Raw genomic sequence first — 13,811 nt, 5'->3', positions numbered from 1 at the left:
ACGCAAACGGATTGCCAAAGGGAGCGGGACATCCGTCCAGGAAGTCAACCGTCTGCTAAAGCAATTTGATGAAATGAAAAAAATGATGAAGCAGATGACAAACATGACAAAAGGGAAGAAAAAAGGATTTAAGTTGCCCTTCATGTAATCTTGTTTTCAGATGATAAAACCGTTGTTAAGAAAAAACACTTTACAAACACTTTTATCATTGTTAATATACTATCTTGTTGAAATATTTTCGGAGGTGCTAGTAAAATGGCAGTAAAAATTCGTTTAAAACGCATGGGAGCTAAAAAATCTCCTTTCTATCGTATCGTTGTAGCAGATTCTCGTTCGCCGCGTGACGGCCGTTTCATCGAAACAGTCGGAACTTACAACCCGGTGGCAAAACCTGCGGAAGTGAAAATCGATGAAGAGCTTGCGCTGAAATGGCTTCAAACGGGAGCTAAACCGTCTGACACGGTTCGCAACCTTTTCTCAAAAGAAGGCATTATGGAAAAATTCCACAACGCTAAACAAAGCAAGTAATGAGTGATCTGCACTTGGAAGAACTGATTGTATCTTTGGTCAAACCGCTTGTGGATCACCCGGATGACATACAGGTATCCAAAGAGGAAAGCGAACGGCGGATCGTCTTTCGCCTTTCCGTCAACAAAGAGGATACCGGCAAAATCATCGGCAAAAAAGGGCGGACTGCAAGAGCGATACGTTCTGTCGTATTTGCGGCCGGCGCACAGTCTTCTAAGAAAGTTCAACTAGAGATCGCAGACTAAGGGGAGAGGGTGAAAACCTCCCCCTTTTTTATCATGTGGGAAACATCAAAACAGATGACAAATTCCGCGTCAGTCGGCCATGCCACGCCGCCGGATAACAGGGAAGAAAAATCACGGGGACAGTAGGTGATGATGCCATGCAAATTATCCAACGTGTTACCGTTATGCAGGTTTTAACCGAAAACAGCAAAAAAAAGCTGCTGGCTTCTTTTGAAGAAAGAAAAGAAACCCTTGAGCGCGAATGCAACCAGCTTTATTTTCAGCTGAGAAAGCACGAAAAAGAACACCACAATCCGGCGGCAACCGAATCGTTCAAAAAAGAAATCGAAAAACGCCAGGATAAAATCAAAATCATCGATTTTCAAATCAATCAGATCCACACGCTCCCGCTGGGCAGCGAAGTGAAAGAAAAAGAGATTGATGCTTTAATGGAGATCGAAGTCGGTGACAATTGGCATGATATGACAGAGGGTAAAACAATCGTGATTAAAGACGGAATTGTCATTGAAATTCGTCCGAGGTGAAGAAATGCAGAAACAATGGTTTAATGTAGGGAAAATTGTCAATACTCATGGGGTAAAAGGTGAAGTCCGCGTAATTTCGAAAACCGACTTTCCCGAAGAACGGTACAAGCCGGGAAATACGCTCTATTTGTTCATGGAGGGAAAAGAGCCTGTTCAGGTGACCGTCGGCTCTCACAGGCTTCACAAACAGTTTCATCTCTTGCAGTTCGAAGAGATCTCCACTTTGACTGAAGCCGAAACGTTAAAAAACGCCTTGATTAAAGTTCCCGAAGACCAATTAAGCCCATTGGCAGAAGACGAATATTATTTTCACGAAATCATCGGCTGTGACGTTTTCTCGGAAGAAGGAGATCTGATCGGCAAAGTAAAAGAAATTTTGACTCCCGGTGCTAACGATGTCTGGGTTGTCGGGCGCCAGGGGAAAAAAGACGCGCTCATCCCTTATATCGATGCCGTTGTCAAAGACATCAACGTCAAAGACAAAACGATCAAGATTCATATCATGGAAGGATTACTTGACGAATGAGAATTGATTTTTTAACGCTTTTTCCGGAGATGTTTGAAGGCGTGCTGGGCTCTTCCATTCTGCAAAAAGCCCAGGAAAAAAATGCCGTCGACTTTCACGTAGTGAACTTTCGCGCTTATTCCGACAATAAGCATCAAACCGTTGATGATTATCCGTACGGCGGTGGGGCGGGAATGGTGTTAAAACCGCAGCCCGTCTTTGNNNNGACAGAAGAAGCAGGCAGATCTCCAAGAATCATCCTCGTCTGCCCCCAAGGCGAGCGCTATACACAGAAGAAGGCGGAAGAGCTGGCAAAAGAGGAGCATCTCCTGTTCATTTGCGGCCATTATGAAGGATATGATGAACGGATCAGAGAGCATCTCGCCACTGACGAGATTTCGATCGGGGACTTCGTCCTGACGGGCGGCGAGCTTCCTGCCATGATGATCGCCGACAGCGTTGTGAGACTTCTGCCGGGCGTGCTCGGCAAGGAAGAGTCGCACCTTGAAGACTCTTTCAGCACCGGGCTGCTCGAGCACCCTCACTACACGCGGCCGGCGGATTATAAAGGCATGAAGGTGCCGGAGGTTCTCACATCAGGAAACCATGCGAAGATTAAAGAGTGGAGGCGGAAAGAGTCTCTCAAACGGACGTTTCTAAGACGGCCCGATCTTCTCGAAGACTATCCTTTGTCAGACGAAGAAAGAAAATGGATTTCAGAGTGGGAAAACCGATAGATTCTATTGCATGGCGGGAAAAGGTATGATATGATACTACTTGTGACTCAAACGGGGGTTTCGTTTGAGTTTGAAAACGATGTTCCGCTGTGTGAGGTTATTCGCTCATGAGCATCTGTTGGAAGGAGTTGAAGACGATGCAAAAATTGATTGAAGAAATCACAAAAGAACAATTGCGCACTGACTTGCCTGCGTTCCGTCCTGGTGACACTCTTCGCGTACACGTGAAAGTCGTCGAGGGTAACCGCGAGCGTATTCAGGTATTCGAAGGTGTTGTGATTAAGCGTCGTGGTGGCGGAATCAGCGAAACTTTCACAGTTCGTAAGGTTTCTTACGGTGTCGGAGTTGAGCGTACATTCCCATTGCACACACCGAAAATCGCGAAAATCGAAGTTGTCCGCCATGGTAAAGTACGCCGTGCGAAACTTTATTACTTGCGCGAACTTCGTGGAAAAGCGGCTCGTATTAAAGAAATCAGACGATAATGATAGCGAACGAAAAGAGCTTGTTAACCATAACAAGCTCTTTTTTTGTAAAAGAAGTATAAAATCATTCTGCCTTTTAAAAGATAGCAGTAACAGAAGGAAGGTGTCCGTCATATGGTAATTCAATGGTTTCCCGGGCATATGGCCAAAGCGAGGCGGGAAGTAACGGAAAAGCTGAAACTAATCGACATCGTATATGAGCTGGTAGACGCCAGAATTCCGATGTCTTCGCGAAACCCGATGATCGAAGAGATCCTCAAGAATAAACCGCGAATCATGCTGCTCAATAAAGCGGATAAAGCCGATTCCGCGGTGACGAACCAATGGAAAAAGCACTTTGAAGCAGACGGGATTCCCTCGCTTGCGATTAACTCCGTTAACGGCCAGGGGTTAAATCAAATCCTGCCGGCTTCAAAAGAGCTGCTCAAAGAAAAATTTGATAAAATGAAAGCAAAAGGCGTAAAGCCGAGGGCGATTCGGGCATTGATCGTCGGCATTCCGAACGTCGGCAAGTCGACCTTGATCAACCGGCTCGCCAAAAAGAACATTGCGAAAACCGGCGACAGACCGGGGGTTACGACCGCACAGCAATGGGTGAAAGTCGGAAAAGAGCTTGAACTTCTCGATACGCCGGGCATTTTATGGCCGAAGTTTGAGGATGAGCTCGTCGGATTAAAGCTGGCGGCAACTGGGGCCATTAAAGATTCGATCATCAATTTGCAGGATGTCGCGTTTTTCGCTTTGCGCTTTTTGGAAGAGCATTATCCCGACCGCTTAAAAAAGCGCTACGATTTAGCGGACATTCCGGAAGAGATCGCACGTTTGTTTGATGAGATCGGCAAAAAGCGCGGCTGTCTGATGGCAGGCGGAGAGATTAATTATGACAAAACGACAGAAGTGATCATCCGGGATATCCGCACCGAAAAATTCGGCCCGCTCTCTTTTGAGAAGCCTATAGACGATTAAGGCGCGCTTTTAAAAAGGCGGGTCTTTATTTTTGCGGGAGAAGCGCCGATAAGAAAAATAGGGGAGAAGAGAAGTGAAATCACTAACCGTAAAAGAAATCAAAGAACATCTTCAATCGGTGAAAGAAGAGCACGACCCTTTTATCGAGCAGTGTAAAAAAGATGAGCGAAAAAGCGTTCAAGCCCTTGTCAGCGCATGGCTGAAGAAAAACGAAAAGCTCTCGGCCATGCGGGAAGAGTGGCGGGTGATGACGTCTATGGAGCAGCGTTTAAGAGCGGAGGGCTGCCGTTATATCGCTGGAATAGATGAAGCCGGAAGAGGCCCTTTGGCAGGCCCTGTCGTGGCCGCCGCCGTCATCTTAAAAGAGGACTGTGAAATACTCGGTTTGACGGATTCTAAAAAGCTGTCAAAGCAAAAAAGGGAAGATTACTATTCTTACATTATGGAAGAAGCGGTTGCTGTCGGCGTCGGAATTTGCGATTCAGCCGTGATCGATGACGTGAATATTTACGAAGCGTCGAAGCTTGCGATGGTCAAAGCCGTTCAAGCGCTGTCCGCGGCTCCAGACTACCTTTTGCTGGACGCGATGTCGCTTCCTTTGGACACGAAGCAGTCCTCGATTATAAAAGGAGACGCCAAAAGCGCGTCGATCGCCGCCGGCGCATGCATCGCCAAAGTAACGAGAGACAGGCTGATGGACGAATACGCCGCAAGCTATCCGATGTACGGTTTTGAAAAACATAAAGGCTACGGGACGAAGGAACACCTTGAAGCCCTTGCCAAATACGGACCGTCACCGATTCACCGAAGATCGTTCGCCCCTGTTCAAGCCTATTTATAAATCATAAAAGGGAGCAGGATGCCGGTGATGCTGAACGACATACATAACAGCCTGATAAAACAATTTGAAAAGTCGGATTCTATAAAGCAGATCATGGGGACGGAGACAGATCAGAAAAGGCTGATGCTCGGAAAGGTTCTCCGCTTCATCAGCGGACAATTGGCTGAAATTCAGATCGGCAATTCGGTGCTGCAGGGAAAACTGGAAACGCCGCTTGCCGCAAATACATACTATTGGTTTTCTTATGAGAAGAAACCGGATGAGCCGGCAGGCCGGCTTCAAGTCGTCGAGACGTTTGACCAAAATCCGAAAACGATGCAGGATGCCGCTGTTAAGCTGTTAAACGGGCTCTCATTGAAACGTACGAATGAAGCCTTATTTCTGGTCGGAGCGATGCTGAAAGAACAACAGCCCATCAAGGAAAACGACTTAAAAGCGGCCGTTAAATGGCTTGAAAATCTGCCGAAATCAGATGCCCAGAAAGGAACGGATGCCGTCATGTTTGCATTGAAGCGCGAGCTGCCGGTTCATCCCGGCGTGCTGGATTCGATTCTGGCCGTAAAAGATCCGGCTCCCCTCCACAAACAGATTGCAGAAACTTTTGAGATGATCAATAGGGAGCCGCAGCAAACGGCAAGTATGGAAAAGCTCAAGCAAGCGCTGCTGCCGATTTTGCAGTCGGAAACAGAGGTTCATGCCGAAAAGCTCATTCAAGTACTGAAAGAGCTCACTGTATCGGCCGGCAAGGACACGAAGCAAACCGCTCAGCCCCTTCTGCAGGCGGATGCACCCGAACGGGGAATTCCTCGGCAATTTCAGGCGGTACAGGAAAGAATAACGGTAAAACAGAGGCCAGAGAGCCTTGAATTAGCGGCCGCGGAACGCCTGCTCGCAAAATTGGCCGCACAGGCTGACCATAACGGTACAACTCCCGTTAAAGAGGCAGTAAACTGGTTGAAAGCGACCGAAGCTAAACAGCCTGTGGCGCTTCACGCCGATCTGGGCGCATTGTCGGAAAACGAGATGGACGTATTGCGGAATGTCATCAGGGAAACAGCGCCCTCATTGACGAATAAAGCGGATGCGCTCGCCTTCCTTTTTAAAGCGAAAGACCTTTTTGGCGTCAAAGACGAGCTGTCATTCATTAAAGCGCTCGACAGCGGAAGAACCTTGAAAGATGGGGGGCTTCACTCATTAAAGCTGCTTTTGAACGAGGTGAGGCATTCCCAGGACCTTCCGGCTCCTGTCAGGCAGGAAGCGGAGCAGATCTTTCACCGTTTAAACGGCCAGCTGTTTCTGCAGCAGGACAATACCGCGCAAAGCCAGCTGTTTCTTTCGTATCCTTTGTTTTCAAAGAACGGGGTACAGGATTTGACGGTTTTCTTAAAGGGAAAAAAGAAGGAAGACGGAAAAATCGATCCGTCCCAATGCCGCCTCATGTTTTATCTTCAGTTGGAGGGATTGAAGGAGACGGTTGTCGATTGCTTTATCCAGCAAAACGTCATGACGGTTACGATCGAGACCGGCTTTGATTTGGAGCCGCTCATTGAGCCTTTGATCCCCGTCCTGAAAGAAAACGTGAAAGAGCTGGGCTACAGCCTGTCAAGCGTCACGGCGAAACAGCGCGAAAACATTGAAATCGCGCCGATTTTAGAGCGTCAGTTTGAACGGGTCACAGAAAGCGCCCTGGATGTGAAAATATGAAGGAATCTTTGTTAAGAAGGGCTGTCGCTCTTCACTATGATGAAATGAAAGACAAGGCGCCGAAAGTCGTTGCCAAGGGATCGGGTCTGACAGCCGAAAAGATCATTGAAGAAGCGAAAAAAGCGGGCGTTCCGATTCAGGAGGACCCGACGCTTGTCGAATTGATGCGCCACCTGGAGCTTGACGATCATATCCCGGAAGCGCTGTATGAAATCGTTGCCGAGATCTTTTCGTTCATCTATACGTTGGATGAAAAAGTGAAAATGAGGGAATGACCTTTGCGAAAAAGGCATTCCCTTTATTAATTTTTATATTTTCAATAAAATAAAAGTTTGAATGTTTAGAAGGATTTTACGATTTCTCATTGAAACCTAGACAATCGATCTATGATTATATAAAATGAAAGCGCAGTCTATTTTTATTTTTGCTACATAAGTTAGGAGGATGGGAAATGAATATCCATGAGTACCAAGGGAAAGAGGTCCTCAGAAAATACGGGGTGACTGTTCCGGAAGGTAAAGTGGCATTTACAGCAGATGAAGCGGTCAAAGCGGCAGAATCACTGTCGGGCCCAGTTTATGTCGTGAAAGCTCAAATTCATGCAGGAGGCCGCGGCAAAGCAGGAGGGGTAAAAATTGCAAAATCAACAGACGAAGTGAAAGCCTATGCGGAAGAACTGCTGGGGAAAACGCTCGTCACTCATCAGACGGGTCCTGACGGCCGCGAAATAAAACGCTTACTTATCGAAGAAGGCTGCGATATTAAAAAGGAATATTACGTCGGGCTTGTTCTTGACAGGGCGACATCGCGCATCGTCCTGATGGCTTCTGAAGAAGGCGGAACGGAGATCGAGGAAGTCGCCGAAAAAACGCCGGAAAAAATCGTCAAAGAAGTCATTGATCCGGCTGTCGGACTGCAAAGCTATCAAGCGAAGAAAATCGCTTTTGCGATCAACATTCCCAAAGAGCTCGTCAACCAGGCCGTGAAATTCATGATGGGCCTGTACACTGCTTTTGTTGAAAAGGACTGCTCCATCGCCGAAATCAACCCGCTCGTCGTCACTGGAGACGGGAAGGTCATGGCGCTTGACGCAAAGCTCAATTTCGACAGCAATGCTTTATACAGGCAAAAAGACATATTGGAATACAGGGATCTTGATGAAGAAGATCCGAAGGAAATTGAAGCATCAAAATACGATTTAAGCTATATTTCACTGGACGGCAACATCGGGTGCATGGTCAACGGAGCGGGGCTTGCGATGTCGACCATGGACATCATCAAACACTATGGAGGGGAACCGGCCAACTTTCTTGACGTAGGAGGCGGCGCAACAGCCGAAAAGGTAACGGAAGCTTTCAAGATCATCTTGTCTGACCAAAATGTAAAAGGGATCTTCGTCAACATTTTCGGCGGCATCATGAAGTGCGACGTCATTGCAGAAGGCGTTGTAGAAGCGACAAAACAAGTCGGTTTGACATTGCCGCTTGTCGTTCGATTGGAAGGAACAAACGTGGATCTCGGCAAGAAGATCCTCGATGAGTCAGGACTCAATATCACGTCTGCGGAATCGATGGCTGACGGCGCGCAGAAAATCGTATCCTTAGTGAAGTAAGAAAGGCAGGGGGACCAAAATGAGTGTATTTATTAATAAAGACACAAAAGTCATTGTTCAAGGGATAACAGGTTCAACCGCTTTGTTTCATACAAAGCAGATGCTCGAATACGGAACAAAAATCGTCGGCGGTGTGACGCCGGGCAAAGGCAGAACAGAGGTTGAAGGGGTGCCTGTGTTCAATACGGTGGAAGACGCGGTAAACGAAACGGGAGCGACCGCATCTGTCATTTATGTCCCGGCGCCATTTGCCGCAGACGCGATTATGGAAGCGGTTGACGCTGAGCTTGAGCTCGTCATCTGCATCACCGAGCATATTCCGGTGCTTGACATGGTAAAAGTGAAACGATTTATGGAAGGCAAGAAAACAAGGCTGATCGGGCCGAACTGTCCGGGAGCCATCACGCCTGAGGAATGCAAAATCGGCATCATGCCGGGATACATTCATAAAAAAGGCCATGTCGGAGTCGTGTCGCGGTCTGGAACGCTTACATATGAAGCGGTTCATCAGCTGTCAGAAGCCGGAATCGGCCAGTCGACGGCAGTCGGAATCGGCGGAGACCCTGTGAACGGCACGAACTTCATCGATGTGCTGAAAGCATTTAATGAAGATCCTGAGACACATGCGGTGATCATGATCGGGGAAATCGGCGGAACAGCCGAAGAAGAAGCGGCAGAATGGGTCAAAGCAAACATGACTAAACCTGTCGTCGGCTTTATCGGCGGAAAAACGGCGCCTCCCGGAAAGCGGATGGGCCATGCCGGCGCCATCATTTCTGGAGGAAAAGGCACGGCTGACGAAAAGATTAAAACGATGAATGCTTGCGGAATCGAAGTCGCGGAAACACCTTCAGTCATGGGTGAAACGCTGATTAAGGTCCTGAAGGAAAAAGGACTTTACGAAACCTGCAAGACACACTGATTTATCGTCCCTTAGCGGGAATAGTCCGAACGGTCTATTCCTGCTTTTTTATCATGGAGATTTCGTACGATACTTTATAATGGAGGTTTTCGAATGAATGACAAGTGCGGGCTTTTAATATTGCTTCGCCTGTACAGCAACCTTTCCCCTTCCCTCTTGTTTAAATGGTGGAAGGAAGACCCGTCCTTATCGCTTGCGGAAGATAAGAACCACTCTCTAAAAAAGCTGTCATCGAAAAGCATAAACGTCGGCGCCATCCGAAAGCTGGCCGAAAAAGAGCTTCCGAATGTTAAGCAGATCATCGCAAGCTACCGCGAAAACGGAATAAGCGTAATTGCGATTTCGTCCCCTGAATATCCACCCCTGCTGAAAACGATCCACGACCCGCCTCCCGTTCTTTTTCTCAAAGGAAACAAAACCCTTCTTTATGAAAAAAGGCTCATCGGCATTGTGGGAACCCGAAATCCTTCACAGTACGGCGAAAATGCGGCTTCCTACTTTGCCAGAGCGCTCAGCAAAAAGGAATGGACAATCGTCAGCGGGCTTGCCAAAGGGATCGACGGTCACGCCCATCGGGAGACAATCCGTTCAAAAGGAAGAACGATCGGCATCATCGCCGGCGGATTCAACTGCATATATCCTCGTGAAAACCGTCTGCTTGCCCAACAGATGGTCGAAAGCCATCTTCTGGTGTCAGAGCACCTACCCGATACAAAACCCCAAAAATGGCACTTTCCGCAGCGAAATCGGCTGATCAGCGGCTTAACAGAAGGAATCGTCGTCATTCAGGGCAAGGAAAAAAGCGGCTCGCTCATCACCGCCTACCAGGCGCTCGAACAAGGCAGGGAAGTATTTGCGGTGCCTGGTTCAATATTTGACGAAAATTCAAAAGGACCGGCCGGGCTGATCCAGGAAGGAGCAAAACTCGTCTCAAGCGTAGACGATATTCTCGGTGAGCTTCCGGCATTTCAGGCCCGTTATACGGAATCCGTTTAGAATTATCGTTTGACAAACCGTATATGAATATTTAATAATAGTGAGGATTTCAAGTTTAAACGCTTTAATCAGCGTTCATCATATAAAAGGAAATAAATCAGACGTTTTTAATCAACATCATCACTATATAAACGGCGATTATGATGAATACAATAAAAAGGCTAAATTGATAAGAGAGAGAACACCTCTTGAGGGGGATAATGTGATGTCCGAATACTTAGTCATCGTGGAATCGCCTGCAAAGGCGAAAACGATTGAACGATACTTAGGAAAAAAATACAAAGTAAAAGCATCGATGGGGCATGTCAGAGATCTGCCGAAAAGCCAAATGGGAGTTGACATCGAGCGGAACTTTGAACCAAAATACATTACGATCCGCGGGAAAGGACCGGTTCTGAAGGATTTAAAAACGGCGGCGAAAAAAGCGAAAAAAGTATATCTCGCAGCCGACCCCGACAGGGAAGGGGAAGCCATCGCATGGCACCTTGCCCACAGTCTGGATTTAGATTTAAATTCAGACTGCCGCGTCGTATTTAACGAAATTACAAAAGACGCGATCAAAGATTCGTTTAAGCATCCGCGCATGATCAACATGGATCTCGTAGATGCCCAGCAGGCGCGAAGGGTGCTTGACCGCCTCGTCGGTTATAAAATCAGTCCGATTTTATGGAAAAAAGTCAAAAAAGGGTTAAGCGCGGGACGCGTGCAATCTGTTGCGCTCCGCCTGATCATTGACCGCGAAAAAGAAATCAACGAGTTCAAACCCGAGGAATACTGGACGATTGAAGGCACGTTCCTGAAAGGAAAAGAAGCCTTTGAAGCCAGCTTCTTCGGCATCCGCGGCGAGAAGCATCCATTAAAAAGCGAAGACGATGTCAAACAGATCCTTTCACAGATCAAAGGAAACAAATTTGATGTCAAAAAGGTAACGAAAAAAGAGCGCAAACGAAATCCGGCTCTGCCGTTTACAACGTCAACATTGCAGCAGGAAGCCGCGCGCAAATTAAATTTCCGGGCGAAGAAAACGATGATGATCGCCCAGCAGTTATATGAGGGAATCGATCTTGGAAAAGAAGGAACGGTCGGGCTCATTACGTATATGAGAACGGATTCAACCCGCATCTCAAACACGGCCCAGGAAGAAGCCGCCGCTTTTATCGGCGAAAACTACGGAAAAGAATTTTTGGGCAGCAAACGAAAGCCCGCCAAAAAGAATGAAAACGCCCAGGATGCTCACGAAGCGATCAGGCCGACTTCAGTGCTAAGGAAGCCTTCAGAGCTGAAAACCGTGCTGGGCAGAGACCAGCTTAGACTATACAAGCTGATTTGGGAACGCTTCGTCGCGAGCCAAATGGCGCCGGCCACTTTGGATACGATGAGCGTCGACCTTGAAAATAACGGATTGACATTCCGGGCGAACGGAAGTAAAGTCAAATTTTCCGGTTTTATGAAAGTGTATGTTGAAGGAAAAGACGACCAGTTGGAGGAAAAGAACAAGATGCTCCCTGACCTGGCAGAAGGGGATACGGTTCTTTCCAAGGACATCGAACCCGAACAGCACTTCACCCAGCCGCCTCCCCGCTATACGGAAGCAAGGCTTGTCAAAACGCTTGAAGAGCTGGGCATCGGGCGTCCGTCCACATACGCTCCTACGCTTGACACCATTCAAAAGCGGGGATATGTCGCGCTTGATAACAAACGCTTTGTGCCGACAGAACTCGGCGGTATCGTCCTTGATCTCATTATGGAGTTTTTCCCTGAAATCATTAACGTTGAGTTCACGGCGAAAATGGAAAAAGAGCTTGATGACGTCGAAGACGGAAACATCGAGTGGGTGCAGATCATCGATTCATTTTATAAGGACTTTGAAAAGCGCGTGAAAAAAGCGGAAGCAGAGATGCAGGAAGTCGAAATCGAACCCGAGTATGCAGGCGTCGACTGTGAAGAATGCGGCCATCCGATGGTATACAAAATGGGCCGTTACGGAAAATTCATGGCTTGCTCCAATTTTCCAGACTGCCGCAATACCAAGCCGATCGTCAAAGAGATCGGAGTCAAATGCCCGTCCTGCAAAATCGGCAACATCGTCGAACGCAAATCGAAAAAACGCCGCATCTTTTACGGCTGCGACCGTTACCCTGAATGCGAATTTGTATCATGGGATAAACCCCTTGAGCGCAAATGTCCGAAATGCGGGGACATGCTCGTCGAGAAAAAGCTCAAAAAAGGCGTTCAGGTGCAATGCGTGGGCTGCGATTATAAGGAAGAACAACAAAAGTAGCGGTGAGCAGGGCTTTGCTCACCTTCTTTGTTGTGTTAAAAGAACAATTCAATTCATAAATTAGGAGATGTAAAACATGAATCAAACAGTTAACGTCATCGGGGCCGGACTTGCCGGAAGCGAAGCGGCATGGCAGCTTGCAAAACGGGGGATCAGCGTCCGCCTGTACGAAATGAGGCCCGTCAAGCAGACGCCGGCGCATCACACTGACAAATTTGCAGAACTTGTCTGCAGCAATTCGCTTCGCGCCAATTCTTTAACGAATGCCGTCGGCGTATTAAAGGAAGAAATGCGGATTCTTGATTCGGCGATTATCGCCGCCGCCGATGAATGCTCAGTACCGGCCGGCGGAGCGCTTGCCGTGGACAGACACGAATTTGCCGCAAACGTAACGGATAAAGTGAAGAATCATCCGAATGTGACCGTTATTAATGAAGAGGTGACGTCGATTCCGGAAGGACCGACGATCATCGCGACAGGCCCGCTGACTTCCGAGGCGCTGTCAGAGCAGCTCCGGGAGCTCACCGGCGAAGACTACCTGTATTTTTATGACGCCGCAGCGCCGATTGTCGAAAAGGACAGCCTTGATATGGATAAAGTATATTTAAAATCGCGCTATGATAAAGGCGAAGCCGCCTACCTGAACTGTCCGATGACAGAAGAGGAATTCGACCGGTTCTATGATGCGCTCGTGTCCGCGGAAACCGTTCCGTTGAAAGAGTTTGAAAAAGAGATCTTTTTCGAGGGCTGCATGCCGATTGAAGTGATGGCCAAGCGGGGCAAAAAAACGATGCTTTTCGGACCGATGAAGCCGGTTGGCCTGGAAGATCCGAAAACGGGAAAACGTCCGTACGCTGTCGTTCAGCTCAGACAGGACGATGCCGCAGGCACGCTCTATAACATCGTCGGCTTTCAAACGCACTTGAAATGGGGCGATCAAAAAGAGGTTCTCCGTCTGATTCCGGGGCTGGAACAGGCTGAAATCGTCCGGTACGGCGTCATGCACAGAAATACGTTCATCAACTCGCCGAGCCTTTTAAAACCGACGTATCAGTTTAAAAAGCGGGACGATCTGTTCTTTGCCGGACAAATGACCGGGGTTGAAGGCTATGTCGAGTCAGCGGCATCGGGGCTTGTCGCCGGTATCAATGCGGCGCACCTTGTCATGGGCAAAGAGCCTGTCACGTTTTCAGGTGAGACGGCAATCGGCAGCATGGCCCACTACATTACGGAAACGAACAAGAAGAATTTTCAGCCGATGAATGCGAATTTCGGGCTTTTTAAGGATCTGGGGGTTAAAATTAAAAATAAACAGGAACGAAATGAACAGTACGCTTTGCGCGCCTTGGAAACGATTCGAAATATTGCGAAAACACTATAGTTATTCATTGCATGATCAACTTGTTATGTGATACCATTTAAAAGCCCTTTTCGGCGAGGTGGAGTCATGGCAAATGTTAAGAAT

16 protein-coding genes are annotated in these 13,811 nt (G+C 47.8%); all 16 read left to right on the top strand.

Going from position 1 to position 13,811, the window contains the following annotated elements:
• On the top strand, positions 1 to 69 hold a 69-nt coding region (locus V7126_RS24140; RefSeq protein WP_438823810.1), incomplete at its 5' end, for a hypothetical protein.
• A 186-nt stretch (positions 70 to 255) separates the two neighbouring features.
• Positions 256 to 528: a 30S ribosomal protein S16 gene (rpsP, locus tag V7126_RS18580; protein ID WP_006638197.1), complete on the top strand. Its 273-nt coding sequence runs from the start codon at positions 256 to 258 to the stop codon at positions 526 to 528.
• On the top strand, positions 528 to 773 hold the full coding sequence (locus tag V7126_RS18575; protein WP_046128984.1) for a KH domain-containing protein: 246 nt from the start codon (positions 528 to 530) through the stop codon (positions 771 to 773). The genes rpsP and V7126_RS18575 overlap by 1 nt, the downstream gene beginning before the upstream one ends.
• 137 nt (positions 774 to 910) lie before the next feature.
• Positions 911 to 1,297 (top strand): YlqD family protein, encoded by a 387-nt coding sequence (locus V7126_RS18570; RefSeq protein ID WP_046128983.1) that lies wholly within the window; start codon positions 911 to 913, stop codon positions 1,295 to 1,297.
• Between the two features lie 4 nt (positions 1,298 to 1,301).
• The gene (rimM, locus tag V7126_RS18565; RefSeq protein WP_046128982.1) at positions 1,302 to 1,823 is read left to right on the top strand and encodes a ribosome maturation factor RimM; all 522 of its coding nucleotides are present in this window, start codon (positions 1,302 to 1,304) and stop codon (positions 1,821 to 1,823) included.
• Positions 1,820 to 2,539: a tRNA (guanosine(37)-N1)-methyltransferase TrmD gene (gene trmD, locus V7126_RS18560; RefSeq protein WP_335498193.1), complete on the top strand. Its 720-nt coding sequence runs from the start codon at positions 1,820 to 1,822 to the stop codon at positions 2,537 to 2,539. Before rimM ends, trmD begins: the two co-directional genes overlap by 4 nt.
• A gap of 137 nt (positions 2,540 to 2,676) precedes the next feature.
• A complete protein-coding gene (gene rplS / locus V7126_RS18555) occupies positions 2,677 to 3,024 on the top strand; it encodes a 50S ribosomal protein L19 (RefSeq protein WP_046128980.1) in 348 nt (115 codons plus the stop codon).
• Positions 3,025 to 3,138: 114 nt separating this feature from the next.
• Positions 3,139 to 3,990, top strand: a complete 852-nt coding sequence (ylqF, locus tag V7126_RS18550; RefSeq protein ID WP_335498191.1) for a ribosome biogenesis GTPase YlqF — start codon at positions 3,139 to 3,141, stop codon at positions 3,988 to 3,990.
• Between the two features lie 73 nt (positions 3,991 to 4,063).
• Entirely contained in the window at positions 4,064 to 4,831 is a 768-nt protein-coding gene (locus V7126_RS18545; protein WP_046128978.1) for a ribonuclease HII, read from the top strand.
• A 24-nt stretch (positions 4,832 to 4,855) separates the two neighbouring features.
• A complete protein-coding gene (locus V7126_RS18540; RefSeq protein WP_052948479.1) occupies positions 4,856 to 6,535 on the top strand; it encodes a hypothetical protein in 1,680 nt (559 codons plus the stop codon).
• Positions 6,532 to 6,810, top strand: a complete 279-nt coding sequence (locus V7126_RS18535; RefSeq protein ID WP_046128976.1) for a FlhB-like flagellar biosynthesis protein — start codon at positions 6,532 to 6,534, stop codon at positions 6,808 to 6,810. The genes V7126_RS18540 and V7126_RS18535 overlap by 4 nt, the downstream gene beginning before the upstream one ends.
• Positions 6,811 to 6,986: 176 nt before the next feature.
• Positions 6,987 to 8,147: an ADP-forming succinate--CoA ligase subunit beta gene (sucC, locus tag V7126_RS18530; protein WP_046128975.1), complete on the top strand. Its 1,161-nt coding sequence runs from the start codon at positions 6,987 to 6,989 to the stop codon at positions 8,145 to 8,147.
• Positions 8,148 to 8,166: 19 nt separating this feature from the next.
• A complete protein-coding gene (gene sucD, locus V7126_RS18525) occupies positions 8,167 to 9,069 on the top strand; it encodes a succinate--CoA ligase subunit alpha (protein WP_335498188.1) in 903 nt (300 codons plus the stop codon).
• A gap of 93 nt (positions 9,070 to 9,162) precedes the next feature.
• Positions 9,163 to 10,065: a DNA-processing protein DprA gene (gene dprA, locus V7126_RS18520; RefSeq protein ID WP_335498187.1), complete on the top strand. Its 903-nt coding sequence runs from the start codon at positions 9,163 to 9,165 to the stop codon at positions 10,063 to 10,065.
• Between the two features lie 205 nt (positions 10,066 to 10,270).
• A complete protein-coding gene (gene topA, locus V7126_RS18515; protein WP_335498185.1) occupies positions 10,271 to 12,346 on the top strand; it encodes a type I DNA topoisomerase in 2,076 nt (691 codons plus the stop codon).
• A 76-nt stretch (positions 12,347 to 12,422) separates the two neighbouring features.
• Positions 12,423 to 13,727, top strand: a complete 1,305-nt coding sequence (gene trmFO, locus V7126_RS18510; protein WP_046128971.1) for an FADH(2)-oxidizing methylenetetrahydrofolate--tRNA-(uracil(54)-C(5))-methyltransferase TrmFO — start codon at positions 12,423 to 12,425, stop codon at positions 13,725 to 13,727.
• The last annotated feature ends 84 nt before the right edge of the window (positions 13,728 to 13,811 follow it).

This window comes from Bacillus sp. JJ675 (genome assembly GCF_036963165.1).
Lineage (GTDB): Bacteria > Bacillota > Bacilli > Bacillales > Bacillaceae > Bacillus > Bacillus glycinifermentans.
This window is presented reverse-complemented; position numbering and strand designations above follow the sequence as displayed.